The organism is Jatrophihabitans cynanchi (assembly GCF_027247405.1).
GTDB lineage: Bacteria > Actinomycetota > Actinomycetes > Mycobacteriales > Jatrophihabitantaceae > Jatrophihabitans_B > Jatrophihabitans_B cynanchi.
This window is the reverse complement of sequence record NZ_CP097463.1, coordinates 3,345,686-3,371,168: the sequence shown is the minus strand read 5'-3', so window position 1 is coordinate 3,371,168 and position 25,483 is coordinate 3,345,686. Positions and strand designations below refer to the sequence as shown.

General features: G+C 72.3%; 25 protein-coding genes and 1 pseudogene. 5 read left to right on the top strand and 21 right to left on the bottom strand.

Annotated elements, in window-relative coordinates; genetic code table 11:
• The first annotated feature begins 60 nt into the window (after positions 1 to 60).
• Together M6B22_RS16395 and M6B22_RS16390 are read left to right on the top strand one after the other, a co-directional pair.
• Complete coding sequence (locus M6B22_RS16395; protein ID WP_269442641.1) at positions 61 to 1,239, top strand: sensor histidine kinase; 1,179 nt, start codon at positions 61 to 63, stop codon at positions 1,237 to 1,239.
• Positions 1,240 to 1,241: 2 nt separating this feature from the next.
• Positions 1,242 to 1,904, top strand: a complete 663-nt coding sequence (locus tag M6B22_RS16390; protein WP_407935725.1) for a response regulator — start codon at positions 1,242 to 1,244, stop codon at positions 1,902 to 1,904.
• Between the two features lie 145 nt (positions 1,905 to 2,049).
• On the opposite strand, the gene M6B22_RS22250 is transcribed toward M6B22_RS16390, so the two are convergent.
• Both M6B22_RS22250 and M6B22_RS16385 read right to left on the bottom strand, forming a co-directional pair.
• The gene (locus M6B22_RS22250) at positions 2,050 to 2,334 is read right to left on the bottom strand and encodes an HNH endonuclease signature motif containing protein (protein WP_407935534.1); all 285 of its coding nucleotides are present in this window, start codon (positions 2,332 to 2,334) and stop codon (positions 2,050 to 2,052) included.
• Positions 2,283 to 3,521 (bottom strand): DUF222 domain-containing protein, encoded by a 1,239-nt coding sequence (locus M6B22_RS16385; protein ID WP_269442639.1) that lies wholly within the window; start codon positions 3,519 to 3,521, stop codon positions 2,283 to 2,285. Before M6B22_RS16385 ends, M6B22_RS22250 begins: the two co-directional genes overlap by 52 nt.
• 368 nt (positions 3,522 to 3,889) lie before the next feature.
• Here M6B22_RS16385 and M6B22_RS16380 point away from each other — a divergent pair, with 368 nt between their 5' ends.
• Positions 3,890 to 4,687, top strand: coding sequence for an SGNH/GDSL hydrolase family protein (locus tag M6B22_RS16380; protein WP_269442638.1), 798 nt, complete (start codon positions 3,890 to 3,892; stop codon positions 4,685 to 4,687).
• Between the two features lie 178 nt (positions 4,688 to 4,865).
• Here the strand turns inward: M6B22_RS16380 and ahcY are convergent, their stop codons facing one another.
• The 10 genes and pseudogenes from ahcY to M6B22_RS16335 all read right to left on the bottom strand — a co-directional run bounded on the left by ahcY (position 4,866) and on the right by M6B22_RS16335 (position 14,066).
• On the bottom strand, positions 4,866 to 6,335 hold the full coding sequence (ahcY, locus tag M6B22_RS16375) for an adenosylhomocysteinase (protein WP_407935724.1): 1,470 nt from the start codon (positions 6,333 to 6,335) through the stop codon (positions 4,866 to 4,868).
• 228 nt (positions 6,336 to 6,563) lie between these two features.
• Positions 6,564 to 6,650, bottom strand: a pseudogene (locus M6B22_RS22015) (MerR family DNA-binding transcriptional regulator); the annotation flags it as partial.
• Between the two features lie 110 nt (positions 6,651 to 6,760).
• The gene (locus tag M6B22_RS16370) at positions 6,761 to 8,287 is read right to left on the bottom strand and encodes a glycosyltransferase family 39 protein (protein ID WP_269442636.1); all 1,527 of its coding nucleotides are present in this window, start codon (positions 8,285 to 8,287) and stop codon (positions 6,761 to 6,763) included.
• Between the two features lie 43 nt (positions 8,288 to 8,330).
• Positions 8,331 to 9,539 carry a mannose-6-phosphate isomerase, class I gene (gene manA / locus M6B22_RS16365; protein WP_269442635.1) on the bottom strand — a complete coding sequence of 403 codons (1,209 nt, stop codon included), beginning with the start codon at positions 9,537 to 9,539 and terminating at the stop codon, positions 8,331 to 8,333.
• 1 nt (position 9,540) lies between these two features.
• A complete protein-coding gene (locus tag M6B22_RS16360; RefSeq protein WP_269442634.1) occupies positions 9,541 to 9,879 on the bottom strand; it encodes a hypothetical protein in 339 nt (112 codons plus the stop codon).
• Positions 9,879 to 10,808: a cation diffusion facilitator family transporter gene (locus tag M6B22_RS16355; protein WP_269442633.1), complete on the bottom strand. Its 930-nt coding sequence runs from the start codon at positions 10,806 to 10,808 to the stop codon at positions 9,879 to 9,881. Before M6B22_RS16355 ends, M6B22_RS16360 begins: the two co-directional genes overlap by 1 nt.
• Positions 10,809 to 10,941: 133 nt before the next feature.
• On the bottom strand, positions 10,942 to 12,096 hold the full coding sequence (locus tag M6B22_RS16350; RefSeq protein ID WP_269442632.1) for an SIS domain-containing protein: 1,155 nt from the start codon (positions 12,094 to 12,096) through the stop codon (positions 10,942 to 10,944).
• 10 nt (positions 12,097 to 12,106) lie between these two features.
• Entirely contained in the window at positions 12,107 to 12,298 is a 192-nt protein-coding gene (locus tag M6B22_RS16345; protein ID WP_269442631.1) for a Trm112 family protein, read from the bottom strand.
• Positions 12,299 to 12,308: 10 nt separating this feature from the next.
• Positions 12,309 to 13,679, bottom strand: a complete 1,371-nt coding sequence (locus tag M6B22_RS16340) for a phosphomannomutase/phosphoglucomutase (RefSeq protein WP_269442630.1) — start codon at positions 13,677 to 13,679, stop codon at positions 12,309 to 12,311.
• A 30-nt stretch (positions 13,680 to 13,709) separates the two neighbouring features.
• Complete coding sequence (locus M6B22_RS16335) at positions 13,710 to 14,066, bottom strand: DUF3499 domain-containing protein (protein ID WP_269442629.1); 357 nt, start codon at positions 14,064 to 14,066, stop codon at positions 13,710 to 13,712.
• A gap of 166 nt (positions 14,067 to 14,232) precedes the next feature.
• Here M6B22_RS16335 and M6B22_RS16330 point away from each other — a divergent pair, with 166 nt between their 5' ends.
• A complete protein-coding gene (locus M6B22_RS16330) occupies positions 14,233 to 14,679 on the top strand; it encodes a metallopeptidase family protein (protein ID WP_269442628.1) in 447 nt (148 codons plus the stop codon).
• Positions 14,680 to 14,709: 30 nt separating this feature from the next.
• Here M6B22_RS16330 and M6B22_RS16325 read toward each other — a convergent pair whose 3' ends face one another.
• Together M6B22_RS16325 and M6B22_RS16320 are read right to left on the bottom strand one after the other, a co-directional pair.
• Positions 14,710 to 14,955: a WhiB family transcriptional regulator gene (locus M6B22_RS16325; protein WP_269445838.1), complete on the bottom strand. Its 246-nt coding sequence runs from the start codon at positions 14,953 to 14,955 to the stop codon at positions 14,710 to 14,712.
• Between the two features lie 180 nt (positions 14,956 to 15,135).
• Entirely contained in the window at positions 15,136 to 16,077 is a 942-nt protein-coding gene (locus M6B22_RS16320) for a LysR substrate-binding domain-containing protein (protein ID WP_269442627.1), read from the bottom strand.
• Between the two features lie 55 nt (positions 16,078 to 16,132).
• Between M6B22_RS16320 and amaB the strand changes: the two genes are divergently transcribed.
• Positions 16,133 to 17,695, top strand: coding sequence for an L-piperidine-6-carboxylate dehydrogenase (gene amaB / locus M6B22_RS16315; protein WP_269442626.1), 1,563 nt, complete (start codon positions 16,133 to 16,135; stop codon positions 17,693 to 17,695).
• A gap of 15 nt (positions 17,696 to 17,710) precedes the next feature.
• On the opposite strand, the gene M6B22_RS16310 is transcribed toward amaB, so the two are convergent.
• From M6B22_RS16310 to M6B22_RS16280, 7 genes are all read right to left on the bottom strand, one after another.
• A complete protein-coding gene (locus tag M6B22_RS16310) occupies positions 17,711 to 18,178 on the bottom strand; it encodes a pyridoxamine 5'-phosphate oxidase family protein (RefSeq protein ID WP_269442625.1) in 468 nt (155 codons plus the stop codon).
• Between the two features lie 118 nt (positions 18,179 to 18,296).
• Positions 18,297 to 18,470 (bottom strand): CsbD family protein, encoded by a 174-nt coding sequence (locus tag M6B22_RS16305; RefSeq protein ID WP_269442624.1) that lies wholly within the window; start codon positions 18,468 to 18,470, stop codon positions 18,297 to 18,299.
• Between the two features lie 70 nt (positions 18,471 to 18,540).
• A complete protein-coding gene (dapC, locus tag M6B22_RS16300) occupies positions 18,541 to 19,629 on the bottom strand; it encodes a succinyldiaminopimelate transaminase (protein WP_269442623.1) in 1,089 nt (362 codons plus the stop codon).
• Positions 19,626 to 22,469, bottom strand: a complete 2,844-nt coding sequence (locus M6B22_RS16295; RefSeq protein WP_269442622.1) for an FAD-binding and (Fe-S)-binding domain-containing protein — start codon at positions 22,467 to 22,469, stop codon at positions 19,626 to 19,628. Before M6B22_RS16295 ends, dapC begins: the two co-directional genes overlap by 4 nt.
• Before the next feature lie 34 nt (positions 22,470 to 22,503).
• Positions 22,504 to 23,658, bottom strand: a complete 1,155-nt coding sequence (locus tag M6B22_RS16290) for an NAD(P)/FAD-dependent oxidoreductase (RefSeq protein WP_269442621.1) — start codon at positions 23,656 to 23,658, stop codon at positions 22,504 to 22,506.
• Positions 23,659 to 23,671: 13 nt separating this feature from the next.
• Entirely contained in the window at positions 23,672 to 24,481 is an 810-nt protein-coding gene (locus tag M6B22_RS16285; RefSeq protein WP_407935533.1) for an amino acid ABC transporter ATP-binding protein, read from the bottom strand.
• On the bottom strand, positions 24,478 to 25,473 hold the full coding sequence (locus M6B22_RS16280) for an amino acid ABC transporter permease (RefSeq protein ID WP_269442620.1): 996 nt from the start codon (positions 25,471 to 25,473) through the stop codon (positions 24,478 to 24,480). Before M6B22_RS16280 ends, M6B22_RS16285 begins: the two co-directional genes overlap by 4 nt.
• Positions 25,474 to 25,483 lie beyond the last annotated feature (10 nt).

Sequence of the window (25,483 nt, the reverse complement as noted above, 5' to 3'; positions counted from 1 at the left end):
CGACGCGAGTCATCCCGACGACGGACGTGCTGGCCGGTTCCGATCGGTATCGTCCAGTGCGTGGGAGCACAGACACTCGCGGTCCCGGTGCGGCGGGTCTCGTGGCCCCGCTCGGACTGGGTGCTTCCCGTCGTGCTGGCGCTGATCGCGCAGGCCGACGTGTGGCCGCCGGCGTCGTACAACCTGGGGCACCTGGTCGGTCCCGCACCGGTCGTCTCGGTCTTGTACGTCGTCACCGCGCTCGCGCTCGTGTGGCGGAAGCGGTCGCCCGTGGCGGTGTTGGCGTTCGTCGTCAGCGTCGACGCGGTGGAGTATCTGAGCTTCGGCGCCCCGGAAGGACTTGGGTCGCTGCTGCCCACGGTCGTCGCGTTCTACGCCGTCGGCCGCTACGCCGGCACCAGCGCGGTCACCGTGGCCGCGCCGCTGGCCCTGCTGGGCATCGCCGTGCACGAGCTCACCGACCCGGTGTTCACGCTGACCGGGTCGAACGCCGTCTTCTACGCCGTCGTCGCCGGTGCATGGCCGCTAGGGCATGCGTTCCGGCGCCGCGCGGAGCACACCGATCAGTTGCAGGCCCGGACTGTGGAACTCGCTGCCCAGCGTGATCGGCTCGCCGAGGTCACGGCGAGCGCCGAGCGCGCTCGGATCGCCCGCGAACTGCACGACATCGTCGGACACGGGCTGAGCGTTACCGTGCTGCAGTTGGCCGGCGCCACCGCCCTGCTGGACAACGACCGTGTAGAACAGGCGCGGGAGCAGCTGGCCAGCACCGAGCACACTGCACGACAGACCCTGACCGAGATGCGGCGACTGCTCGGCCTGCTCGACGAAGGTGACGATCCGATGCTGGCGCCTCAACCGGGCCTTGCCCAGCTCGACGAGTTGGTCGAAGCCACCCGGCGGGCGGGAGCGCAGATCACAATGCAAGTCACGGGAAACCCGGCGCCGCTACCACCCAGCCTCGACCTGACCGGCTACCGGGTGCTGCAGGAGGCGCTGACCAACGTGCTCAAGCATGCGCGCCCGCCTGTCTGCACGGTCCGGATCGTTCATGAACCCGACGCGCTCGCACTCGAGGTCTGCGATGCCGGCCGAACCGCGACACCGGCGACGACGGCTGGACGAGGACTGGCCGGCATGCGCGAACGCATCACCGTCTTCGGTGGCATCCTCAACACCGACGTCACGGCCACCGGTGGATTCAGACTTTGCGCGCGGCTCCCGGTCGTCGAGCGATGACCGTGGCCATCAGTGTTTTGATCGCCGATGACGAGGCGATCGTCCGCGACGGGCTGCGCACGATCCTGGATCTCGAGAACGATATGACGGTCGTCGGCGAAGCAGCCGACGGTGCGCAGGCTGTCGCGGCGATCCGTGAACTCCGCCCGGACGTGGCTCTTGTCGACATCCGGATGCCGGGGCTGGACGGCATCGAGGCGACCCGGCAGATCGTGAGGGCACCGAACCCGCCACGCGTGCTGGTGCTAACCACGTTCGACCGCAACGAGTACGTCTACGAGGCGATGAAGGCCGGTGCCAGCGGGTTCCTACTCAAAGACGTCCGGCGCCACCAGCTCACCGACGCCATCCGTACCGTCGCCCGCGGTGAGACGCTGCTCGCGCCAACGATCACCCGGCGCCTCATCGAGGAGTTCTGCACCAGGCCCTCCCCGGCAACGACGACGCCACCTGAGCTCGCGGCACTAACCCCACGCGAGGTCGAAGTGCTCACCCTCATCGGCCGCGGCCGCTCCAACGCCGACATCGCCGCCGAGCTCGTCGTGGCCGAGACCACCGCCAAGACCCACGTCGCGCACATTCTGGCGAAACTCTCCCTCAGCGACCGCGCGCAAGCCGTCATCGCCGCCTACGAAACCGGCCTGATCCGGCCTGGCATGCGCTGACTCAGCAGCGTCCCGCTGATCGGCTGGGCATCGGCAGGGGACGCTGGGCCGTCCCCGACCCGACGAGAACAGGTCCGCGAACCGCTCGTCCGGGAACAACACGCGCCGATGCCCGAAATCTCACCTTGCTGCCGAACTCAGTTCGCTATGGATCCGGAGCGGCGGCGGCGGCTTCGGTGAGGTGGGTGAGGATGCGGGGGATGTGGTGGGCGGTGTTGCGCCGGGGTGTTTGTTGCGGGTCGAGGTGGGGCGGTTCGGTCCAGTGCGGTGTGCCGTTGATCATGGTGAGGGTGGCGCCACGGTCGAGTTCGTCGTGATCGTGTGGGCAGACGAGGGCAAGCTCGTCGAGGTCAGTTCGTCCGCCGTGTTGCCAGGGGATCAGGTGGTGGACTTCGCACCAGTCGGCGGGGATGGTGCAGCCGGGGCGCACACACCGCCGTCGCGGGCGGCGAGGGCGCGGCGTTGTCCGGGGCTGGCCAGGCGTCGGTCGCGGCCGTAGGCCATAACGCCGCCGGTGTCGTTGAGGACGACGGGGATGAGGTGCGCGTCGCCGGCGCGGCGCAGCAGTTCGTCCACGGGGATGAGGGTGCCGTAGGAGGTGACCGCGTGCCCGTCGCTGGCGCCTGCGAATCCGTTCGCGCCGCCGAAGCCGAACCTGTCGGCACCGCATCCGTCGGTCCCGAGTCCGTCGCCGTAGTCTGCAGTGCCGGTGCCCCTGCCGCTTCGGGTGTGTTGCCAGTAGCGGTGCAGGAGGTCGCGGTAGTCGATGGTGACCAAGATGGTGGTGGCGGCGCCGCCGGTGTCGGGCAGGGTGCCGGTGCGTAGGAGCCGGGTGCAGGCCTCGGCGAGTGCGTCGTGGCGGCGTTGGGCGGGGGTGCGTTCGTCCCGGATGCTCTCGCCGTCGCTGCCGGTGGTGGGTGCGGGTGCGGCCAGGGGTCCGAGGACGGCGCGCAGTGCGGCGGCAGCGTGGGGGGTGAGCCGGCCGCTGAGCTTGGCCCAGCCGTCAGGCTGGTCGATCAGGCTCAGGCCGCGGTCGCGGCGTTTGGCCTCCTCGCACGGTTTGCTGCCGTCGGGGTCAAGGTGGGCGGCGGCCTGGACGCACCATTGCCGCAGCCGGTGCGGTGCGCACACCGCGGCCGCGTCCAGGGCGGCGGCTTCGATGGCCCGTTCGGCCTGGAGGGTTTGGGCGGGCAGGGCGTCGAACAGGTCGCCGACGGAGCGGGCGTGCTCGATCCCGATGTCCCCGTCGGCCAGGGCCCGGGCGGTGTCCGGCCGTAGCGGCGGCAGCAGTTCGCCGGACAGGCCGTGCCGGGGGACGAAGTCGCCGGCGTCACGTACCCGCCGGCGGGCCTGCCCCGGGTCCAGGCGCAACAGTTCACCCAGTAGTGCGGCGGTGCTGCGCAGTCCCTTCTCGCCGGCGGTGTGCCGCGAATCCAGTTCGGCGACGCTGGCGTGATCGAGCACGGTGCCGCGGCGTTTGTGCCGTTCCCAGGCGCTGGTGAAGCGCAGCAGTTGCTCGCCGGTCAGGGTGGACAGGTCGGTGCTGGTGAGTTTGTCCAGGGCGCGGTTGAGGTCCTCGAGCAGTGCGAACGCCTCGAGTGTCGCGTCGACTGCCATCCATCCATATTAGAACAACGGTCGGACGGTGTCACGCATTTCGGCTGAAATCAGCGATGATTTGCCCGAATCCAACCGCGCCTTCACATATCGAACAAGCCGCTGCCGCAGAGCCGGGTCTAGCCGGGTTCGCCGGTGACGGCCCGGCGACTGAGTCCGAGCGACTCCCCGGCGGCCGCTCGCCCGAACCACCCGGTCACCCCGCCGCCGCCCGCTCGATGACCACCAGCGCGGCGGCCCCAAACCGGGCCGACCGGAATCGGCCGGACGATCCGAGCCGATTCCATGATCACGGCATTACGCGCGCCATAGGCGACAACTGGTAGTCCTGTCCGCATATCGGTCCCCTCACTCATCGGAGGCACCTCGTGCGCAGATCCCGGATCGTCCGCTCGATCGCCCTTCTCGCCGCACCCGCGGCTGCGCTGATCGCGTTCGCGGCACCGGCCGCGGCCGCCACCGTCAGGTACGTCGCGCTCGGTGACTCGTACTCCTCGGGCGTGGGCGCCGGCAGCTACATCTCGGCCAGCGGCAGTTGCCTGCGCAGCACGAAGGCGTACTCGCAACTGTGGGCCAACGCGCATGCGCCCGCCTCCTACGTGTCGGTCGCCTGCTCGGGCGCGAAGACAACGGACGTGACGGCCAGTCAGGTGTCCGCGTTGAGCGGCACGACGACCCTGGTGAGCATCTCGGTCGGCGGGAACGATCTCGGCTTCGCCACGGTGATGCAGGACTGCGTCCTGTACAGCACGACGACCTGCGTCAACGAACTCAACGCGGCGGAGAACACGGCGCGCACGTCACTGCCCGGCTGGCTGGACACCACCTACAACGCGATCCGCGCGCACGCCCCGAACGCCCGCGTCGTGGTGCTGGACTACCCGCGCTTCTACCACGACAAGTGGTACTGCGTTGGGCTCAGCTCGACCGACCGCAACAAGATCAACGAAGCGGCGGACGTGCTCGACGGCGTGATCTCCGCGGCCGCGACCCGGCACGGCTTCGCGTTCGCCGACGTGCGCGCCGCGTTCGGCAACGGGCACGAGATCTGCGACAGCGGCTCGTGGCTGCACTCGGTCGACTGGACCGACCTGGTGCAGAGCTACCACCCGACCGCGGCCGGCCAGTCCGGCGGCTACCTGCCCGCCTTCACCGCGAAAGCCTGACCACCCCGCGACGCGATGGGCGACGGCGGGTGACCCACCACGCGATGAGCTCCCCCGCAAGCGGGAGGTACCCCCAGCGCGAAGAGCCGCGCGCCTCGCGAGCGCCAGCGAGCTTGCGGCTGGCGTTGGCCGATCCACCCCGTTCTTCGGGGTGGTCGGCGAACGCCAGCTCGCGCGGTTAGTAACGGTAGTGGTCGGACTTGTACGGGCCGGCGACGTCGACGCCGATGTACTCGGCCTGCTCCTTGGACAGTGTCGTCAGCTTCGCGCCGACGGCGTCCAGGTGCAGCCGGGCGACCTTCTCGTCCAGGTGCTTCGGCAGCGTGGTGACGGTCGGCTTGCCGTCGACGATGTAGGCCTGCGGGTTCTTGTGGATCTCGATCTGCGCGATCGTCTGGTTGGAGAACGACGCGCTCATCACGAAGCTCGGGTGGCCGGTCGCGTTGCCCAGGTTGAGCAGCCGCCCCTCGCTGAGCACGATGATCTTCTTGCCGTCCGGGAACCGCCACTCGTGCACCTGCGGCTTGACCTCGGTCTTGGTGATGCCGGGAACCTTCGCCAACCCGGCCATGTCGATCTCGTTGTCGAAGTGGCCGATGTTGCCGACGATCGCCTGATGCTTCATCGCGGCCATGTGCTCGGCCATGATGATGTCCTTGTTGCCCGTGGTGGTGACGAAGATGTCGCCCTTGCCGACCACGTCTTCGAGGGTGACGACCTCGAGCCCGTCCATCGCCGCCTGCAGCGCGCAGATCGGGTCGATCTCGGTGACGACGACGCGGGCGCCCTGACCGCGCAGCGACTCGACGCAGCCCTTGCCGACGTCGCCGTACCCGCAGACGACCGCGAGCTTGCCCGCGATCATCACGTCGGTGCCGCGGTTGATGCCGTCGATCAGCGAGTGGCGGCACCCGTACTTGTTGTCGAACTTGCTCTTGGTGACCGAGTCGTTGACGTTGATCGCCGGGAACAGCAGCGTGTTGTTCTTCTCGAACTCGTAGAGCCGGTGCACGCCGGTCGTGGTCTCCTCGGTGACGCCGATGATGCCCTGGCCCATCCGGGTGTACTTGCCGGGCTGTTCGGCGACGGAGCGGCGCAGCAGGTCGAGGATGACGCCGTACTCCTCGGAGTCGTTCTCGTCGGTGGACGGGACGGCGCCGGCCGCCTCGAACTCGGTGCCCATGTGGATCAGCAGCGTGGCGTCACCACCGTCGTCGACGATGGAGTCCGGGCCGCTGCCGTCCGGCCAGGTCAGCATCTGCTCGGTGCACCACCAGTACTCCGGCAGCGTCTCGCCCTTCCACGCGTAGACCGACACGCCCTGCGGGTTCTCGATCGTCCCGTGCGGGCCGACGACAGCCGCGGCCGCCGCGTGGTCCTGCGTGGAGAAGATGTTGCAGCTGACCCAGCGCACGTCGGCACCGAGCGCGGTGAGCGTCTCGATCAGGACGGCGGTCTGCACCGTCATGTGCAGCGAGCCGGCGATCTTCTTGCCCTTCAGTGGCTGGGCCGGACCGAACTCGCGGCGCAGCGCCATCAGGCCGGGCATCTCGTGCTCGGCCAGCTCGATCTCCTTGCGGCCGAACGCGGCAAGCGACAGGTCGGCGACCTTGAAGTCCGAGACGCTGCCTGCCGAGTCGGGGGTCAGAGTGATGCTCACGTGCTCTCCTTGGAGTGAGGGTGGTACCGAGGTTTCCGGGGTGGCGAGCCGGCGGTACAGACCGGCTCCCGGTGGTGCCGCGCTGCGGTGCAGCGGGCCGAACCACTCATCGACGGCCCGAGCGAGCCGCGCGTCGGTGCGCATGCGCAGTTCGAACGCGATGTCGCTGATGCCCAGTTCGTGGCCGTCGATCAGCTCGCGCAGCCGTTGCAGCCGCTCGATCTGACGGGGCCCGTAGTGCCGGTGGCCGCCCGGGGTGCGCAGCGCGGCGACCAGGCCGGCCTGCTCCAGGTAGCGCAGCATCCGTGGGGACCACCCGGTGGCGGCCGCCGCTTGCTGCATGGTCATCGACGCCATCGCCGGCGAACCTACCACGGTCGTGTCAACTTTGCCGGGCGACGCTCGACTCGCCCTCAGCGCCGCACGCGCCAGATGACGTACCCGCCGTCGCGGGCGAGCACACCCCCGGCGCGGATCGCCCGCATCGTGCCGGGGGCCACGCCGGTGGCGTGTGCGCGCACCAGGATGATCGCCTGCCCCGAGCGGAGGTAGGCCAGCAGGTCCCGCTGCCAGCGCGCGTTCGCCCGGCGTGGGACGTTGCGCCCGGCCCGGTCCGCGCCGTAGGTGCGCCCGCTGACGTCGATCCAGTTGGCGCAGCCGTAGCCCAGGTCGCGGCTGAGCACGCGCAGCCCGATCAGCGCGCCCGGCGCATCGGACATGACGCAACCCCGCCCGCCCAGCGCGCGCGCCAGCCGCTGCCCCGGGAACGCATGCTGATCCGCGCGGGTGGCCTGCACGAGCGCCGCCCCCGTGGTCAGCGCCACGATCACGAGGGGCGCCAGCAGAACCGGGAGCAGCCGGCGGCGGGACGCGGCCGGTTGCGCGCCACCGTGCCGGTACCCGGCGACGGCGGCGGCGATCGTGATCGCGAGGGCCGGCGCGAGGTAGTCGGCGTAGAAGCCGAACCAGCCCGGTGCCGCGAGCAGCACGAGCAGCTGCGCCCCGGCCAGGACCAGGAACGGACGGGCGGCAGCTTCCCGCAGCGCGAACCGGCACACCACCACGAGCACCGCCGCCACGCCGACGAGCCACACCACCGTCAGCGCCTGCGACGGATGGCTGATCGCCGGCCGGAGCGTGCTGAGCTCGGCCAGCCGGACCAGGGGGGCGCCGGTGATATTGCGACCCAGTTGCTCGGTGATCACCATGTCGAACATCTGGCGCGGCGCGGCCAGGAAGAACGGCACGCAGATCACGACGAGCGCCGCCGCCGCGCCGGCGAGGAAGGCGCCGACCTGCCTGCTGCGTCGGCCGGCCAGTAGCCAGCCGAGCATGACGACCAGCGGCACCACCCACCAGATCTTCACCGCCGAGGCGGCGCCGAATGCCGCGCCGCACCACAACGCCGGGCGCCGCGCACCCGTCGCCCGGGCGCGCGCGAACGCCAACAGCCCGAGCAGCGCGAACAGGTTGCCCAGCGGCTCGAGCCGCACGCCGTACTCCGCGCCGACCGAGCCGAACCACAACGCGTAGGTCAGGCCCCCGGCCACGGCCGCGCGCGTGCCGAGGCCGAGGTGGCGGGCGAGGCGCACGACCAGCACGGCGTTGAGCGCACCCAGCAGGGCGAACGCGAGGTTGGCCGCGACGAAGCCGGCCAGATCGCTGGTCAGCCGGCCGAACCAGTCGAACGGGGCCAGGACCACGATGACGGCCGGCGGGTGCAAGAACACGAAGTCGCGGTAGGGCAGGCGGCCGAAGGTGAGCGCGTCGCCGGCCGCGTAGTAGACGCCGGGGTCGTACGTGGACAGCGCGGTCAGCCCGCCGCTGCTGAGGCGCACTGCGAGGCGGACCAGCAGCGCCACCGCGAAGACGGCCGCCTCGGCACGACCCGTGCCGGCCCGCAGCGCCGACAGGCGCGTCGCACTGCTCGCGTCGGCCACGGTGACAGCGTGACACCGCCCGGCTGAGGACGGGCCGCGATCCTCAGCGGCGCTGCGGCAGCCCGACCGACGCGAGGAAGGTCTGGCCCGTGCCTTCCAGGGTGAAGACCGGATCACGCGCGGGCACGAACGCCGCCCGGCCCGGCGTCAGGCCGACCGAGGACCGCCCGGCCCGGACGCGGACGCCCCCCGAGGCGCACAGCACCAGGTACGGCTTGCCCGCATCACCGGTCGCGCACGCTCCCTGGGCCCGGCCGGGCTTGCGGTACGCGTCCAGATCGGCCGAGTGCAGTTGAAAGTCGGGAACCGGTACGTCGAAGCCGACGCCGAAGCCCGCCGTCCCGGAGCTCGGCCAGCGCGGCTCGGGCAGCTCGGCGAAGTCGGTGATCGCGAGCAGTTCGCCGACGTCGACATGCTTGGTGGTCAGCCCGCAACGCAGCACGTTGTCGCTGTTGGCCATGATCTCGATCCCGACGCCGTGCAGGTAGGCGTGCACGGTGCCGGCGCCCAGGTAGATCGCCTCGCCGGGTTGCAGCCGGACGTGGTTGAGCAGCAGCGCGAGCACGACGCCGACATCACCGGGGAACTGCGCCGCGGCCGCGGCAACCGCGGCCCGGACGCCGGCCCACCCGGGATCGGCGAGTGCGGCAACGCGTGCGGCGACCGCGCGCGACAGCGGCGCCGGATCGTCCAGGGTCAGCAGGTAGCTGAACGCCGCGCGCAACCCGTCCGCCCCAGCCAGCCGCGCGCGCACCGGTTCGAGCCCGTCCAACTCCAGGGCGTCCAGCAGCCGCAGCGTGCCGGCAACCGGCCGGAAGCCGCACAGCGCGTCGAACTCGCTGAGCGCGCACAGCAGTTCGGGCTTGTGATTGCGGTCGCGGTAGTTGCGCGCGGGTGCGTCGATCGCGATCCCGCGCGCGTCCTCGGCGGCGAACCCGGCCTCGGCCTGGGCGCGCGTCGGGTGCACCTGGATCGACAGCGGCGTGTCGGCCGCGAGCACCTTGAGCAGGAACGGCAGCCGTGGCCCGAACGCGGCGACGACCGGTTCGCCGAGCAGGCCGGCGGGGTCGGCCGCGATCAGTTCGTCCAGGGTGGTTCCGAGCGCGGCCGACGGGGCGCCGGGGTGCGCGCCGAACCAGAGCTCGGCAGCGGGCCGGCCGTCGACCGGGAGCCCGAGCAGCTGCTGGATCGCGGTGCTCGATCCCCAGGCGTAGTCGCGGATCGTGCCGTCGACGGCGAAGACGTCCGGCACGTCACCGCCGCCTGCGGGCGAGCTCGGCGGCGATCGCGGCCGCGATGAACGGGACGGCCAGCAGCGCGCCCAGCGTGGCCTCCGTCCGGCCCACGTCCGGTGCCGAGCGCAGGCTCACCGCGACGTCCGATGCGTCGCTGGCGAGCCCGGCGGCCAGCCAGAGCCGGCCGTCGCCTCGGGTCAGCGCCGCGGCGGTGCCGAGGCCGAGCGCCAGGTCGCGCACGCCGACCAGCCGGGTGAGCATCCGCTCCGCGCCGGTGTGGGTGCGGGCCAGTTCGGGCTTGGCGAGCAGCACCGCCCCGGCTGCGGACCGGGCCGCCGCGATACCCCAGGCGATCATCATTCGGCTCCTTCCGGTAACAGCGAGCGGTCCAGGTCGGGCTCGAGGTAGATGACCCGGGCGGACGGTACGGCGGCGCGCACCCGGGCCTCGGCGGTGTCGATCGCGGTGGCGACCTGGGCGAGGGCTGCGCCCGCCGGCATCGCGAGCTTCGCCGCCACCAGCAACTCCTCCGGGCCAAGGTGCATCGTGCGCAGGTGGATCACCCGCTCGACGCCGTCACCGACCAGCGCGGCCTCGATCGCGGTGACCTGCGCGGGGGCCGCGGATTCGCCGAGCAGCAGGCTCTTGGTCTCGATCACGAGCACGATCGCCACGGTGATGAGCAGCGCGCCGATCGCGCAGGTGCCGATGCCGTCCCAGACGGGTTCGCCGGCCGCCGTCGAGATGCCGACCCCGGCCAGCGCGAACACCAGCCCGGTCAGCGCCGCGACGTCCTCCAGCAGCACGACCGGCAACTCGGGGACCTTGGCGTGCCGGATGAAGGCGAACCAGCTCTCGTCGCCCTTGAGCGGACGCGACTCGTGCACCGCGGTGCGCAGCGAGAAGGACTCCAGCCCGATCGCGAGGACGAGCACGATGATCGCGACCAGCGGCGAGTCCAGGTGGTGCGGGTGCCGGATCTTCTGCACGCCCTCGTACAGCGCGAACAGGCCGCCGCCGGAGAAGAGCATGAGCGCGACCAGGAAGCCGTACACGTAGCGGTCGCGTCCGTACCCGAACGGGTGCTCGGGGGTGGCCCTGCGCTTGGCCGAGCGGGCGCCGATCAGCAGCAGGCCCTGGTTGCCCGAGTCGACGACGGAGTGCACGCCCTCGGCGAGCATCGAGGACGACCCGGTGATCGCGAACGCGACGAACTTGCCCACCGCGATCCCCAGGTTCGCCCCCAGGGCTGCGACCACCGCCTTGGTGCCCCCCGACGCGCTCACCGCCCGACCCCGTTGAGTGGCGGCTTTCGGCTTGAGTGGCGGGCTATAGGCCGCCACTCAACGGATAACCCGCCACTCAACGGGAGGAACGGGGAGGGCGGGGAGGGCGGGGAGGGCGGGACCAGGTGGCCGGTCAATGCGGCAGCTCCCCGGGGGTGGCGGCGCCGGGGTCGAGCCCCAGGCCGAGGGCGAGGTAGCCGGCGGTGAAGTCACCGAACGCGGCAGCGGCGGCGAAGCGGGCCAGCGGCGCGCCTTGGGGGACGTCGACACTGGATGAGCGCAGCCCGAGCTCGGCTGCCAGCGCGTGCAGCGCGGCCGCGGCCCGCCGGGCGGCCACCTCGTCCAGCTGGATCTGGGCACCCGATCGCGGCCCGAGTTCCGGGTCGTCGGCGGTGCCGTCGTCGCCGACGACCAGCAGCCGGCCGCGCTCGCGGACCACGTCATCGGTGCGGTCCCGGAAGAAGTCGTCGCCGGTACCGATGGGGGACGGCCCGGCGCCGCGCAGCACCGCGCCGGCGCGCGCCATGCCGTCGGGCAGGCTCACCGCCACCGCGGGGACGCCGGCGCACAGCTGCAGCGAGTCGGCGATCGCGCGCGCGGCGACGCCGGCCAGCGCGCCCGCGCCGGCGATCAGCGGCTGGGTGTCGGCGAACTCGGCGGCGAGCGCCTTGGCCGGGTTGGTGAACAGGTCGCTGCCGGGGCGGCACACCTCGGCGGTCTGGTCCAGCGCGTCGGCGACCTCGTGCAGCAGCGCAGGCGGCACCGCGTGCACGCCGAGCGCGTCCAGGGCCTGCAGCAGCGGGGTGAGCACGGCCCACCGGAACGCCCGCACGTTCAGGTCCGTCGCGAGGTGGTGCACCGGGGCGCGGCCGGCCGCGGCTGCCACCTGCGAGTCCTGCGGCGCGACGACCGCCATCGCCAGCCCGCGCCGCGCGCCCTGCTCGGCCAGCGCCACCAGGCGCGGATGCCGCCCGTCGACCGCGCCGATCAGCAGCGCGTCCGCGGGCCCGGCCCACCTGGGCAGCTGCACGCCGTGCCACGCCAGTGCCGGGGCCTGCTCGCAGCTGAGCCTGGTCACCACCCGCACGGTCACCGACGGCGGTGCGTCGGTCGCGATCAGCAGCGCCCGCGGCAGCTCGCCGCGCAGCCGGTCCAGCCCGAACTCCTCGGCGGACTCGATCGCGCGGCGCACCTGGGCGCCCGCGGTGGCCAGCGCCCACAGCAGCCCCTGGCCGTCGCGGCGCAGCAGGGCGTCCTCGTCGTCGAGCAGGGCCTCGTCGAAGCTCACGGCGGTCCGGTCACCCGGCCGCGACGCCGAGGCCGTTCGGGCCGGGCGTGGCCTCGTCGATCAGCAGCACCGGGATCCCGTCGTCGATCGGGAACCGGGACCGGCAGAACGTGCACACCAGGCTGTCACCGTCCTCGCGCAGCGGGGCGTGGTCCTCGCTCGGGCAGGCCAGCAGGGTCAGCAGCTCCGGATCGATGCTCATCGTCTGCCCTTCAGCCCCTGATGACCGCGAGCGCGTCGTCGCGCAGTGCCGCCATGGCCGCCTCGTCGCCGGCCTCCACGTTCAGCCGCAGCAGCGGCTCGGTGTTGGACGCGCGCACGTTGAACCAGCCGCCGTCCGGCATCGTCACGGTCAGCCCGTCGAGCTCGTCGATGCCCTCGGCCCGGTCGGCGAACGCGGCCCGGATGGCCTCGACCCGGCCGGCCTGGTCCTGGACCGTCGAGTTGATCTCGCCGGACGCGACGTAGCGGTTGTAGCGCGCGGTCAGTTCGGCGAGCGATCCGGCCTGGCCACCGAGCGCGGCCAGCACGTGCATGGCGGCCAGCATGCCGGTGTCGGCGAACCAGAAGTCGCGGAAGTAGTAGTGCGCCGAGTGCTCGCCGCCGAACACCGCGTTGCGCGCCTTCATCTCGCCCTTGATGAACGAGTGACCGACCCGGGTGCGCACCGGCACGCCGCCGTTCTCGGCGATCACCTCGGGCACGGCGTGCGAGGTGATCAGGTTGTGGATCACGCTCGCGCCCGGGGACTTGGCGAGCTCGCGCTCGGCGACCAGGGCGGTGATCGCGCTCGGCGAGACGGCCGCGCCGTCGGCGTCGACGACGAAGCAGCGGTCGGCGTCGCCGTCGAAGGCCAGCCCGAGGTCCGCGCCCTCCTCGACCACCTTGCGCTGCAGGTCGACGATGTTCTCCGGCACCAGCGGGTTCGCCTCGTGGTTGGGGAACGAGCCGTCCAGTTCGAAGTACAGCGGGACGATCGACAGGGGCAGGGCGGGCAGCACGCTGTCGCCGAGGACGGCCGGGACGGTGTAGCCGCCCATGCCGTTGCCGGCGTCGACGACCACCTTCAGCGGCCGGATGCCGGACAGGTCGACCAGGGCGCGCAGGTACTCGGCATAGGGGGTGAGCAGGTCGACCTGCTCGACGGTGCCGGCGGGGCTGGACGCGGCGGGCAGGCCGTCGTCCAGGTAGTGCTGGGCACGGTCACGGATGTCGACGAGGCCGCTGTCCTGCCCGATCGCGACCGCGTTCGGGCGGCACATCTTGATGCCGTTGTAGCGCGCCGGGTTGTGGCTGGCGGTGAACATGGCACCGGCCAGGCCGAGGTGGCCGGAGGCGAAGTAGAGCATGTCGGTGGAGCCGAGCCCGGCCTCCACCACGGACGCGCCGCGGTGCAGCGCCCCCTCGGCGAACGCGCGGGCCAGCCCCGGCCCGGACTCGCGCATGTCGTGCGCGGTGACGATGCGCTCCGCGCCGGTGACGTCGACGAACGCCGCACCGACCGCGCGCGCCACCGCCTCGTCGAGCTGATCGGGCACGGTCCCACGCACGTCGTAGGCCTTGATGATCGTCGACAGGTCCACGCCGGCAAGCCTACCGACGAACCGGGTTCCTCAGCGCGCGGGCGGGACGACCCGCAGGTGGCCGCGGCGGCCGGTGACTGCTTCGCCGTCGCCGCCGATCGGGGCGGCGGGCTCGACCCGCGCCGCCTCGCGGACCGCGTCGGCCAGCGCCTCGAGGTCGTCGGCGTGCGGGATCGGCGCCGGGAACTCGCCGACGTGGCGCAGCACCTCCCAGCCCCGGGGCACGGTGAGCCGCACCGCGTGTTCCTCGCACAGGTCGTACGAGTGCGGCTCCTCGAAGCTGGCCAGCGGGCCGACGACCGCGGTCAGGTCGGAGTAGGCGTAGGTGAGCGTGGCGACCGCGGGGCGTGCACAGCCGGTGCGGGTGCAGCGCCGCGCGTGCCTCATCGCCCACACCGTGCCCGCTCGATCCTCACAGCCGGGGACCCTATCGCCCCGGCAGCCTCCAGAGCGGCTTCTGGGCCGTCGCGCGTCGCACGTGTCGCCGCACGATCGGCCGCCCGATCGGCTGCACGGCGGCGCCACGGTCGGCGCCGCGTCTTATGCTGCCGGGATGCAGGTCGATCCGGGCGGGCGGATGGCGGCGCGACGTCGTGCGCGTCGCCGGCGGCGCGGGCGGGGCATGCGCGGCCCGCTCGCCCCGGCCGGCGTGCCCCTGGCCCGCACCCGCAGCGAGGCGTTCGACGCGCTCGTGCTGGACGCGGTCGAGGAGCTGGAGGGGCACTGGGCGGGCGAGCTGGCCGCGGTCGAGTTCGCGGTCGAGGAGGTCCCGCCGCCCGGGTCCACGGACTTCGGGCCGGACGTGATCGTCGACCGCGGCGTGCCGCTGGGCCGGTTGCTGCGCGAGGGGGCCGGGGTTCGGCAGCCGCTGATCGTGCTCTACCGGCGCCCGATCGAGGCACGAGCCGGCGAGCCGGAGGACCGCTCGGACCTGGTGTTCATGGTGGTGGCAGAGCTGGTGGCCGAACTGCTGGGGCGCGACATCGACGAGCTGGACTGACGCGGCCCGCGCGGTTCCGGACGGCTGCGGTCAGACCGCGCGGCGCTTGAGCCGGCGACGCTCGCGCTCGGACAGCCCGCCCCAGATGCCGAACCGCTCGTCGTGGGCCAGCGCGTACTCCAGGCACTCGGCGCGGACCTCGCAGCCCGTGCAGATCCGCTTCGCCTCCCGGGTGGAGCCGCCCTTCTCGGGGAAGAAGGCCTCCGGATCCGTCTGCGCGCACAGGGCACGCTCCTGCCAGCTTGCCTCTTCCGGCAGGCCGAACAGGTCGGACAGGTCGGCATCACTGAGGTTGCTCGACAGGTCCGTCACGGCTTCCTCCTGAAGGTTGTGGCGGGAACGAGGTGACACGTAGGAAATTACACGCGTGTCGTTCCCATTCGTCAAGCCGTAGTCCTGCTAAATGCGAAAACTCGCTTCACGCGGACCCGATTACGGACATCCCACGGAAGGGTGCTACCAGCGCCCGCGCCGTGCGGGCGCTGCGGCCTCCGCGGCGCGGCCGGCCAGCGCGCCGACCACGGCCTCGATCACCGGCCGCGACAGCGCCGAGGCGCGCGCGACCGCGCGCAGCCGGCGCTGCAGTTGCGGTTCGCCCAGCCTGCGGGTCTGGATCGCGGCCGCGCGCGTGTCGACCGACAGGCGCGGCAGCACCGCGACACCGTGCCCGGCCGCGACCGCGCGGGCCAGCAACAGCATGTCGTCGGTCTCCCAGCGCACCCGCGGCTCGAACCCCTCGGCGCGGCAGGCCGAGCGCACCGCCAGCCCGCACGCCGCGTCGTCCGGCGGCATGATCCAGTCCGCGTCGGCGAGGTCGGCAAGCCGCACGGCACGCCGGCCCAGGTGACCGCCCGGCAGGACGGCGACCAGCGGTTCGGCGCACAGCTCGCGGGCGAGGACGAACTCCGGTAGCGCGAGCGGGACGCGGTCGTACTCGTCGACGACCGCGATGTCCACGTCGCCGGCAAGTAGCAGGTCCAGGGATCGGGCCGGTTCGGCGACCAATACCGACAGGGCGATGCCGGGATGGCTCTCGCGCAGCTCGCACGCCGCGGCCGAGACGAACGTCGCCGCGGCGCTGGCCACCGCCGCGATGCGCACCGGACCGCTGAGCGAGCCGGCGATCCGGTCCAGATCGGCGCGCGCCGAGGCGAGCACGTCCAGCACCTCGTCCGCCCGCCGGACCAGGGCGTGGCCGGCACCGGTGAGCACGACACCGCGCGGCGAACGGTCCACCAGCGCCGTCCCGGCCTCGCGTTCCAGCACCGCCAACTGCTGCGAGACGGCGGACGAGGTCAGCCCCAGCGATCGAGCTGCGCCGGCGATGGTGCCGCGCAGGCCGACCTCCCGCAGCAGCCGCAGCCGCCCGACGTCCAGGAGGCCGTCCCCATTAGCCATAAGCTGAGCTTACGGCATACACTAGGCAGTCATAAGCAACGACGAGGAGTTCGAGATGACCGTCCCCGCGCACGACGAGCTCGTCACCGAGACCGCCGCGATCCTGTCCCGCCTCGGCGTCCATGACCTGCCCCGCACAGGGGCTGGCCTGATCGCCCGCTCCCCCGTCACCGGCGGTGAGCTGGCCCGGGTGCACGCGCACACGGCCGCGGAGGTCGCCGACATCGTCGGCGCCGCGTCCGAGGCGTTCCGGCAGTGGCGCGCGGTGCCCGGGCCGGTCCGCGGTCAGCTGGTGCGCGAACTCGGGGAGCTGCTGCGCGAGCACAAGGCCGACCTCGGGGCCCTCGTCTCGATCGAGGCGGGCAAGATCCGGTCCGAGGGCCTGGGCGAGGTCCAGGAGATGATCGACATCTGTGACCTCGCCGTCGGCCAGTCGCGCCAGCTGTTCGGGCTGACGATCGCGTCCGAGCGGCCCGGTCACCGGATGATGGAGCAGTGGCACCCGCTGGGCGTCGTCGGCGTGATCAGCGCGTTCAACTTCCCGGTGGCGGTGTGGTCGTGGAATGCCGCGCTGGCCTTCGTCTGCGGCGACGCGGTGGTGTGGAAGCCGTCGGAGAAGACCCTGCTGACCGCGCTCGCGTGCCAGGCGCTGCTCGCCGAGGCGGCCCGCCGGGTCGGGGCCCCCGAAGGTCTGTCGGCTCTGGTGCTGGGCGGTGCCGAGGTCGGCGAGGCGCTCGTCGACGACCCGCGCGTGGCCCTGATCAGCGCGACCGGCTCGACCCGGATGGGCAAGGCCGTCGCGCCACGCGTCGCCGCCCGCTTCGGCCGGTTGCTGCTCGAACTCGGGGGCAACAACGCCGCCGTCGTCGCGCCGTCCGCCGACCTGGACCTCGCGGTGCGCGGCATCGTGTTCTCCGCCGCCGGCACCGCGGGGCAGCGGTGCACCACGTTGCGCCGGGTGATCGTGCACGAGTCGATCGCCGACGACCTGGTGGCGCGCATCAAGGCCGCCTACGAGACGCTGCCGATCGGCTCGCCGCTGGCTATTGGGGGTACCCCCGGCAGTGCGGGCGTAGCCGCCGAGGGAGTGCTGGTCGGCCCGCTGATCGACCAGGCGTCCTACGAGGGGTACGTCGCGGCGCTGGACAAGGCGCAGGCGAACGGCGGGACGCTGGTCGCCGGCGGCGCGCGCGTGCTCGCGGACCAGGCTCCCGACGCGTACTACGTGCAGCCGGCTCTCGTGCGGATGCCGACGCAGAGCGAGATCGTGCGGGCCGAGACGTTCGCGCCGATCCTGTACGTCATGACCTACGCGGACTTCGATGAGGCGCTCGCCATGCACAACGAGGTGCCGCAGGGGCTCTCGTCGTCGATCTTCACGCTCAACCTGCGCGAGGCCGAGCAGTTCATCTCGGCCGCGGGCTCGGACTGCGGGATCGCGAACGTCAACATCGGCCCGTCCGGCGCGGAGATCGGCGGCGCGTTCGGCGGCGAGAAGGAGACCGGCGGCGGCCGCGAGTCCGGCTCGGACGCCTGGAAGGCCTACATGCGGCGCGCGACGAACACGGTCAACTACTCGACCGACCTGCCGCTCGCCCAGGGCGTCCAGTTCGGCTGACCTCCCGCGGGGCGCTCAGCCGCCGAGTTTGCGGAAGTCCCAGCTGGCGATCTTGACCGGGGTGACGCGCAGCCAGGCGTGCCGCCCGTCGTGGAACACCGCGCCGCCGAAGTACTTGCCGAAGAACGCCGTCTCGACCGCGGCCAGCTCCGGGTTCGGCTCGCCGGTGCGCGGCACCTCGCCGACCACCTCGACGCGACCGGTGATCTCCACGCCGCGCAGCTCGAAGTACTCCTCGCCCGCGTCGACGGTGACGCCGATGCGCGGGTCGCGCACCAGGTCGGCCCAGCGCTGGGCACCCGTGATCGAGTAGAGCCACACGCTCGCGCCGTCCCAGTAGAACCACAGCGGCGTCGCGTGCGGGCCGTCCAGCCCGACCGTGGCGACCCGGCAGGTGCGCTGCGTGTCCAGGAACTCGTCCAGCTCGGCGGGCGTCATCGCGATCGTGCGGCCACGCTTCTGCGGACGGAGCGGCCCGGTCATGCCGGCTTCTCAATCATGGACAAGTGCTTACCAGGGACGGCACTGCCCCGCCGCCCGAGACACAGCAAGGCCCCGGACCGCATCAGCGGTCCGGGGCCTGCCGCCCCCCGGTCTTCGGTCAGTGCTTGAAGGCGTCCTTGACCTTCTCGCCCGCGTTCTTCAGGTCCGCGCTCGCCTGGTCCTTCTTGCCCTCGGCCTCGGTGTCCTTGTCGCCCGTCGCGCGGCCGAGCGCCTCCTTGGCCTTGCCCTGTGCATCTTCGATGGCGTTCTTCGCCTTGTCGGTTCCACTCATCTGCCTCGTCCTCTCACTGGCTGGCCGGACACCGGACGTCTTCCCCGCCTGCCCGCAAGGCAAACCGGGCTCAGGCCCCCACGCGGGACGCGGCCAGCTCGATCCGCTCATCCGGCTGGACCGCAGCCACGCGGAACCAGCCGGTCGAGGCCGGGCCGTAGAACTCTCCCGGCGAGACGACGATCCCGGCGCGCGCGGCCAGTTCGCGTGCCGCGGCCCAGGCGTCGCCGCCCGGGGCCGGCGCCCAGAGGTAGAACGCGCCCGCCGGCAACTGCGCCGCGTAGCCGCAGGCGGCGAGGACGGCGCGCAGCCGGGTCATCCTGCGCAGGTACCGCTCGCGCTGCGCGTCGACGTGCGCGTCGTCACCGAGCGCGATCACGGCCGCGGCCTGCACCGGGCCCGGCGGCATCAGACCCGCGTGCTTGCGCACCTCGCGCAGGTAGTGCACCAGTTCGCGATCGCCCGCGTAGAAGCCGATCCGGGCGCCGGCGAAGTTGTCTCGCTTGGACAGCGAGTGCACGGCGAGGACTCCGGACGTGCCCGCGCGCAGGATCGTGGTCGGTGACCCCGTCCAGGTGAACTCGGCATAGCACTCGTCCGACAGGACCGGGATGCCCCGCTGCCTGCCCCACGCGGCGGCTGCGGCGAGGTCGGACAGTTCGCCGGTCGGGTTGCCCGGCGAGTTCACCCAGACGCACAGGGCGCGTTCGGCGTCGGCCGGGTCGATCGCGTCCAGGGCCGTGTACGCGACGGGCCGGCAGCTCGCCAATGTCGCGCCCATCGCGTACGTCGGGTAGCTGATCGCCGGGTAGAGCACGGTGTCGCGGGACGGGTCGCGCAGTTTCAGGTACTGCGGCGTGGAGGCGACGAACTCCTTGCTACCCACGACCGCCGCCAGCTCGGTGGCCGGGTCGACGGTGGCGCCGAGCCGGCGCGCGAGCCACGCGGCCGCCGCATCCCGCAAGGCCGGCGTGCCGATCGACGGCGGGTAGCCGCGCGCCGCCGCGGCGTCCGACAGTGCCGCGATCACCGCGCGCGGCGCCGGGTCACACGGCGTGCCGATCGACAGGTCGACCGCGCCGCCGTCGTGGGCGGCCGCGATCGCGGTGATCTCGGCGAGCCGGTCGTACGGGTACGGCGGCGGTACGAACGCGGTCACTCGGACTCCAGGTGATCGGCGAGCAGTTCGGCCAGGTGCACGCTCTGCACGCGCGCGAGCTGCTCGAGCTGGGTGCGGCAACTGAACCCGTCGGCCAGCACCACGGCGTCGTGCGGCGCGGCACGCACGGCCGGCAGCAGAGCGGTCTCGGCCACCGCCACGGAGACTTCGTAGTGGCCGCGCTCGACACCGAAGTTCCCGGCCAGCCCGCAGCATCCGCCCACCGCCGACACCTCCGCCCCGGCGCCGGTCAGCAGCGCGGAGTCGGCCTGCCAGCCCAGCACCGCGTGCTGGTGGCAGTGCGGCTGCGCGACCGCGCGCACCCCGTGCAGATCGGGCGCCGTCCAGCCGTCGGTGCCCGCAAGCAGTTCGGCGAGGGTGCGCGTGCCCGCCTGCACCTTCGCCGCACGCGCGTCGCCCGGCAGCAGTTCGACGACATCGTGACGCAGCACCGCGGTGCAGGACGGTTCCAGCCCGACGATCGGGATCCCGAACCGCACCGCCTGATCGAGCGCGTCCAGGCTCTTGCGCAGCTGCTTGCGCGCACCGTCCAGCTGCCCGGTCGAGATCCAGGTCAGGCCGCAGCAGACGGGCTCGTCGGTGATCCGCACGGAGTAGCCGGCCGCTTCGAGAACGCGTACCGCGGCCTTGCCCACCTCCGGCGTGAAGTGGTCGGTGAAGGTGTCCACCCACAGCAGCACCGGCTGGCCGGTGCGCCCGGGCCAGCTCTGGAACCACTGGCGGAACGTCTGCGTGGCGAACTGCGGCAGCGGACGGCGGCGGTCGATGCCGCCGAGCCGCTTGGCCACACGGGTGATCGAGTCGCGGCGCAGGGTGAAGTTCGCCAGCCGCGGCATCCGCGCGGCGAGCCGGGCCCAGCGCGGCAGCCAGCCCAGCGCGTAGTGCGCGGGCGGCCGCAGCCGGCGCCGGTAACGCTGGTAGAGCGCCTCGGACTTGTACGTCGCCATGTCCACGCCGGCCGGGCAGTCCGACGAGCAGCCCTTGCAGGACAGGCACAGGTCCAGCGACTCCAGCACCGCGTCGGAGCGAAAGCCCTTCACCAGCGCGTGCGCGTGCTCGGAGTCGCCCCCGAAGGCCAGCTCCTGCAACACGCGGGCGCGGCCCCGGGTGGAGTCCTTCTCGTCGCGCGTCGCGAGGTACGACGGGCACATCACGCCGCCGCTGGCGGTGTTGTCCGCGCGGCACTTGCCGATGCCGACGCAGCGGTGCACTGCGGTCGACAGGTCGCCGCCGTCGTGCGAGTAGGCGAAGCCCAGGCCGTGCCGCAGCGCACGCGCATGCGGTACCCGCAGGTCCGCGTCCAGCGGCGCCGGGTCGACGAGCACCCCCGGGTTGAACAGGTTGCCGGGGTCGAAGATCGTCTTGACTGCGGCGAACGTAGCTATCGCGTCGGAGGAGTACATGTACGGCAGCAGCTCGCCGCGAGCGCGCCCGTCGCCGTGCTCGCCGGACATCGAGCCGCCGTGCCGGCCGACGAGCTGCGCCGCCGCGACCACGAACTCGCGGTACTTCTTCGGCGCCGTGCTCAGCGGGAAGTCGATGCGCGCGTGCACGCACCCGTCGCCGAAGTGCCCGTACGTCAGGCCGTCCACGCCGTGCTCGCGCATCAGCCGGCCGAACTCGCGCAGGTACTCCCCGAGCTGGTCGGGCGGCACGGCGGCGTCCTCCCAGCCGGGCCACGCGGGCGCACCGGCGGGCGTGCGGCCGCCCAGCCCGGCACCGTCCTCGCGGATCTGCCACAACGCGCGCGCGGGCGCCCCGGTGACCACGAGCGAGTCGATGCAGCCGGAGTCGGCGATCACCTTGTCGGCGGCGGCGCGCGCCTCGGCCTCGGTCGCACCCGCCGTCTCGACGAACAGCCAGCCCTCGCCGCGCGGCAGGTCGGGGACGGCGGACGCCCCGCGGCGGGCGCGCACCACGTTGACCAGCAGCGCATCCATGCCCTCGATCGCGACCGGCTTGTGCGGCAGCAGGTCGAGCACGGCGTCGGCGGCGGCCGGCATGTCGCGGTAGCCGAGGACGGCCAGCGCGACCGCCTTCGGCGACTCGACCAGCCGGACGGTGGCGCCGAGGATCATGCCGAGCGTGCCCTCGGTGCCGACCAGGAACTTGGCGAGGTCGTGCCCGTTCTCCGGCAGCAGGTGCTCCAGCGAGTAGCCGGACACCTGCCGGGTGAACCGGCCGAACTCGGTGCGGATCATGCCCAGCCGGGGGCTGACGAGCCGCTCGAGTGCGACGCCGGCGGGGCCCGCCGCGGCCAGCCCGTCCCGCTCGAACCGGCGCGCGGTCAACTGCGTGCCGTCGGCCAGCAGCAGGTCGAGCTCGACGACGTTGTCCGCGGTGCGGCCGTACTTGAGCGCGCGCGAACCGCACGCGTTGTTGCCCAGCGATCCGCCGATCGTGGCGCGGGCATGGGTGGACGGGTCGGGGCCGAAGCGCAGCCCGTGCCGGGCCGCCACGGCGGTGATGTCGTCGAGGATCGTGCCCGGCTGCACGGTCGCGGTGCGCGTCTCGGGGTCGACCTGCACGACGTGGTTGAGGTGCCGCGAGAAGTCCAGGACGATCCCGGCGCCCACGGCGTTGCCCGCGGTCGAGGTGCCGCCGCCACGGCTGGTGACCGGCACGCCGAACTCGCGGGCCACGCCGAGCGCGGCGGCGGCCTCGTCGGCGTGCCGCGGGAAGGCGACGACCGCGGGGACGATGCGGTAGTTGGACGCGTCGCTGGAGTACTCGGCTCGGCGACGGGCGGAGTGGTCGACGTCGGCCAGCCCGGCCCGGCGCAGCGCTGCGGCCAGACCTGCTGGATCGCTCGACGTCACCGCGCCATTCTGGCCCACGCCGCCACCCGGGGAATCAGGGGGCGAAGCAGGTCGGCGGCGTGACCCCGTCCAGGGCGAGCGCCACGGCTGCGCGCGCGGCCACCGGACCGACCAGGTTGCCGGTGCCGTTGTAGCCGCCGAGCGCGACCACGCCCGGCTCGACCTCGGTGCACAGCGGACGTCCGTCGGCGGTGAAGCCGACCGACGCGCCCCAGCGGTGCCGCACGGTCACCGGCACGCCGGCCATCCGCGCCGCGACGCGTTCGATGTGCCGCTGCACCGGCCGGCTCGGTTCTACCTCGTCCGTCCACTCCCGCTCGACGTAGCGGTCGCGCCCACCGCCGACCGCGAGCGTGCCGTCGGGCAGTTGCTGCGCGTAGTCGTAGCCCCACCTGCCGTACACCGGGCAGGGCAGCCGCGCCGGAACCGGACCCGTCGCGAGCATCTGCAGCCGCGCCGTGCGTACCCGCCCGGCGAGCGCGGGCAGCAGCGCGTCGAGCCGACCGTCGACGGCGACGATGATAACGGCGGCGCTGACGGTTCCGTGCTCGGTGACGGCGCGGCCGGACGCCACCGACCGCACCGCGGTGTGCTCGTGCAGATCCGCCCGTGCGCGCAACCGGGTGGCCAGCGACAGCGCGCGGCGCGCCGGGTTCATCGCGGCGTCGTCGGGCAGGAAGATCCCGTGACCCAGCGGGCCGGCGTAGTCCTGCACCGCGATGCCGTGCTCGCGCAGCGCCGAGGCGTGCGCGGCGCAGTCGGCGCGCTCGCGCTCGCGGTCGGCGGCCTCGTCATCGGTCACCGGCTCGCCCGGCAGCCCGGCCAGCCGGATCGACCCGACCCGGCGCACCACGTCCGGGCCGAGTTCGGTCTCGAGCCGGTCCAGTTCGGCCAGCGTCTGGCGATACAGCTCGACCGCGGCGTCGGCTCGCCAGCGCGCGATCGCGTCGTGCAGGAACAGCGCCGGGCCACCGAGCAGGAACCCGCCGTTGCGCCCGGCAGCGCCCGCGGCCACCCGTCCGGTGTCCAGGCCCACCACGGACAGCCCGCGCGCGAGCAGCGCCTCGATAGCCGCCAGGCCCGAACCGCCGAGACCGATCACGCAGGCGTCGGCCGTGCGGTCGCCGTCGAGCGGCGCCAGGCCGGTCCAGGCGGCCACGTCGGGATGAGCGTCCCAACCGACACTCACGCGGGTCGCTGCCTCACAGCACCTTGGAGAGGAAGGCCTTGGTGCGCTCGTGCTGCGGGTTGGCGAGCACCTCACGCGGGTTGCCCGACTCGACGACGACGCCGGCATCCATGAACACGAGCGAGTCGCCCACTTCTCGCGCGAATCCGATCTCGTGCGTGACGACGACCATGGTCATGCCGTCCTTGGCCAACTGCTTCATCGCATCGAGCACGTCGCCGACGAGTTCAGGATCCAGGGCCGAGGTCGGCTCGTCGAACAACATCAGTTTCGGCTCCATGGCGAGCGCCCGCGCGATGGCAACACGCTGTTGCTGACCACCGGACAGCTGGCTCGGGTAGGCGGCACGCTTGTCCGAGAGCCCCACCCGATCGAGCAACTCGAGGGCACGCTTGGTGGCAGCCGCCTTCTTCTGGCCGCGGACGCCCACCGGAGCCTCGATGATGTTGTCCAGCACGCTCATGTGCGGGAACAGGTTGAACCGCTGGAACACCATGCCGATCTCGGACCGCTTGCGGCAGATCTCGGCGTCCTTGAGCTCGTAGATCTTGTCGCCACGCTGGCGATAGCCGACGAGTTCGCCGTCCACGAACAGCCGCCCGCCGTCGACCTTCTCCAGATGGTTGATGCAGCGCAGAAAGGTCGACTTGCCCGAACCGGACGGGCCGATGATCACCATCACCTCGCCGGCCGCGACCTTCAGGTCGATGCCCTTGAGCACCTTCACCAGGCCGTAGTGCTTGTGCACGCCCTCGGCATGAACCATCAGCGACGCACCACCGGCCGGTGAGGTCGCGCCGTCGCCCTTTCGCAGCGAGGTCATCGCGCCCCCTCGGCGTTCCGCGCAGGCAATTCACCCAGGTCGGCGGCCATGGGCCGGGTGGAGAACATCGCCCGGAACCGCTGCAGCGGGGTCGGAGGCTGCGCGCGCGAGGAGCCCCGGCCGAAGTAGCGCTCCACGTAGTACTGCCCGGCCGTGAGCACCGAGGTGACGATCAGATACCAGAGGCTGGCAACCAGCAGCATGGGCACGATCTGATACGTGCTCGCATAGATCAACTGGACCGAGTACAGCAACTCGGTCACCGTGATCACGCTCGCGAGCGAGGACGTCTTCAGCATCGAGATCGTCTCGTTGCCGGTGGGCGGGATGATCACTCGCATCGCCTGCGGCAGCACGATGCGCCGCATCGTGCGCAGCCGGGTCATCCCGAGCGCCTGCGCCGCTTCGGACTGCCCCTCGTCGACCGAGATGATGCCGGCCCGCACGATCTCGGACATGTACGCCGCCTCGTTCAGGCCGAGCCCGACGAACGCGAGGATGAACGGCGTGATGTCGTTCGCGCTGATCTGCACCCACTCGGGCCCGAACGGAACGCCGAGCGAGAGCGTGGGGAAGACGTAGCTCAGGCTGAACCAGAACAGCAGTTGCACGAGAACCGGGGTGCCACGGAAGAACCAGATGTAGGCCCAGGCCACCCACCGCACGATCGGGTTCTGCGACAGGCGCATCACCGCCAACAGCACGCCGCCGGCAATGCCGATGGCCATCGCGATCGCGGTGAGTTCCAGCGTAACGACCAGACCGTCCAGCACCTGCTTCGACAGGAAGTAGTCCCCCACCACCTGCCAACCGAAACGGTCCTGCCTGGACTTGCCGCGCTGGACCCGCGCGAAGACGGTCGCGTGCACTGCCATCGCGGCGAGCAGGAGCAGCACCGCGGCTGCCACCCACCGGCCCGGGTGGCGCACCGGCACGGCACGGATCCGGGACGGAGCCTGCGTGCCGGTGCGCTCCGGCGCTTCGTGAGTCATGAAGCGACTG

Excerpts from the sequence above, each read along its gene's own strand:
- M6B22_RS16385 (WP_269442639.1), bottom strand. The coding sequence starts at position 3,521 with ATGGCAGTCGACGCGACACTCGAGGCGTTCGCACTGCTCGAGGACCTC.
- M6B22_RS16360 (WP_269442634.1), bottom strand. The coding sequence starts at position 9,879 with ATGATCGCCTGGGGTATCGCGGCGGCCCGGTCCGCAGCCGGGGCGGTG.
- M6B22_RS16345 (WP_269442631.1), bottom strand. The coding sequence starts at position 12,298 with ATGAGCATCGATCCGGAGCTGCTGACCCTGCTGGCCTGCCCGAGCGAG.
- M6B22_RS16335 (WP_269442629.1), bottom strand. The coding sequence starts at position 14,066 with ATGAGGCACGCGCGGCGCTGCACCCGCACCGGCTGTGCACGCCCCGCG.
- M6B22_RS16330 (WP_269442628.1), top strand. The coding sequence starts at position 14,233 with ATGCAGGTCGATCCGGGCGGGCGGATGGCGGCGCGACGTCGTGCGCGT.
- M6B22_RS16320 (WP_269442627.1), bottom strand. The coding sequence starts at position 16,077 with ATGGCTAATGGGGACGGCCTCCTGGACGTCGGGCGGCTGCGGCTGCTG.
- amaB (WP_269442626.1), top strand. The coding sequence starts at position 16,133 with ATGACCGTCCCCGCGCACGACGAGCTCGTCACCGAGACCGCCGCGATC.
- M6B22_RS16310 (WP_269442625.1), bottom strand. The coding sequence starts at position 18,178 with ATGACCGGGCCGCTCCGTCCGCAGAAGCGTGGCCGCACGATCGCGATG.
- M6B22_RS16305 (WP_269442624.1), bottom strand. The coding sequence starts at position 18,470 with ATGAGTGGAACCGACAAGGCGAAGAACGCCATCGAAGATGCACAGGGC.
- M6B22_RS16285 (WP_407935533.1), bottom strand. The coding sequence starts at position 24,481 with ATGACCTCGCTGCGAAAGGGCGACGGCGCGACCTCACCGGCCGGTGGT.
- M6B22_RS16280 (WP_269442620.1), bottom strand. The coding sequence starts at position 25,473 with ATGACTCACGAAGCGCCGGAGCGCACCGGCACGCAGGCTCCGTCCCGG.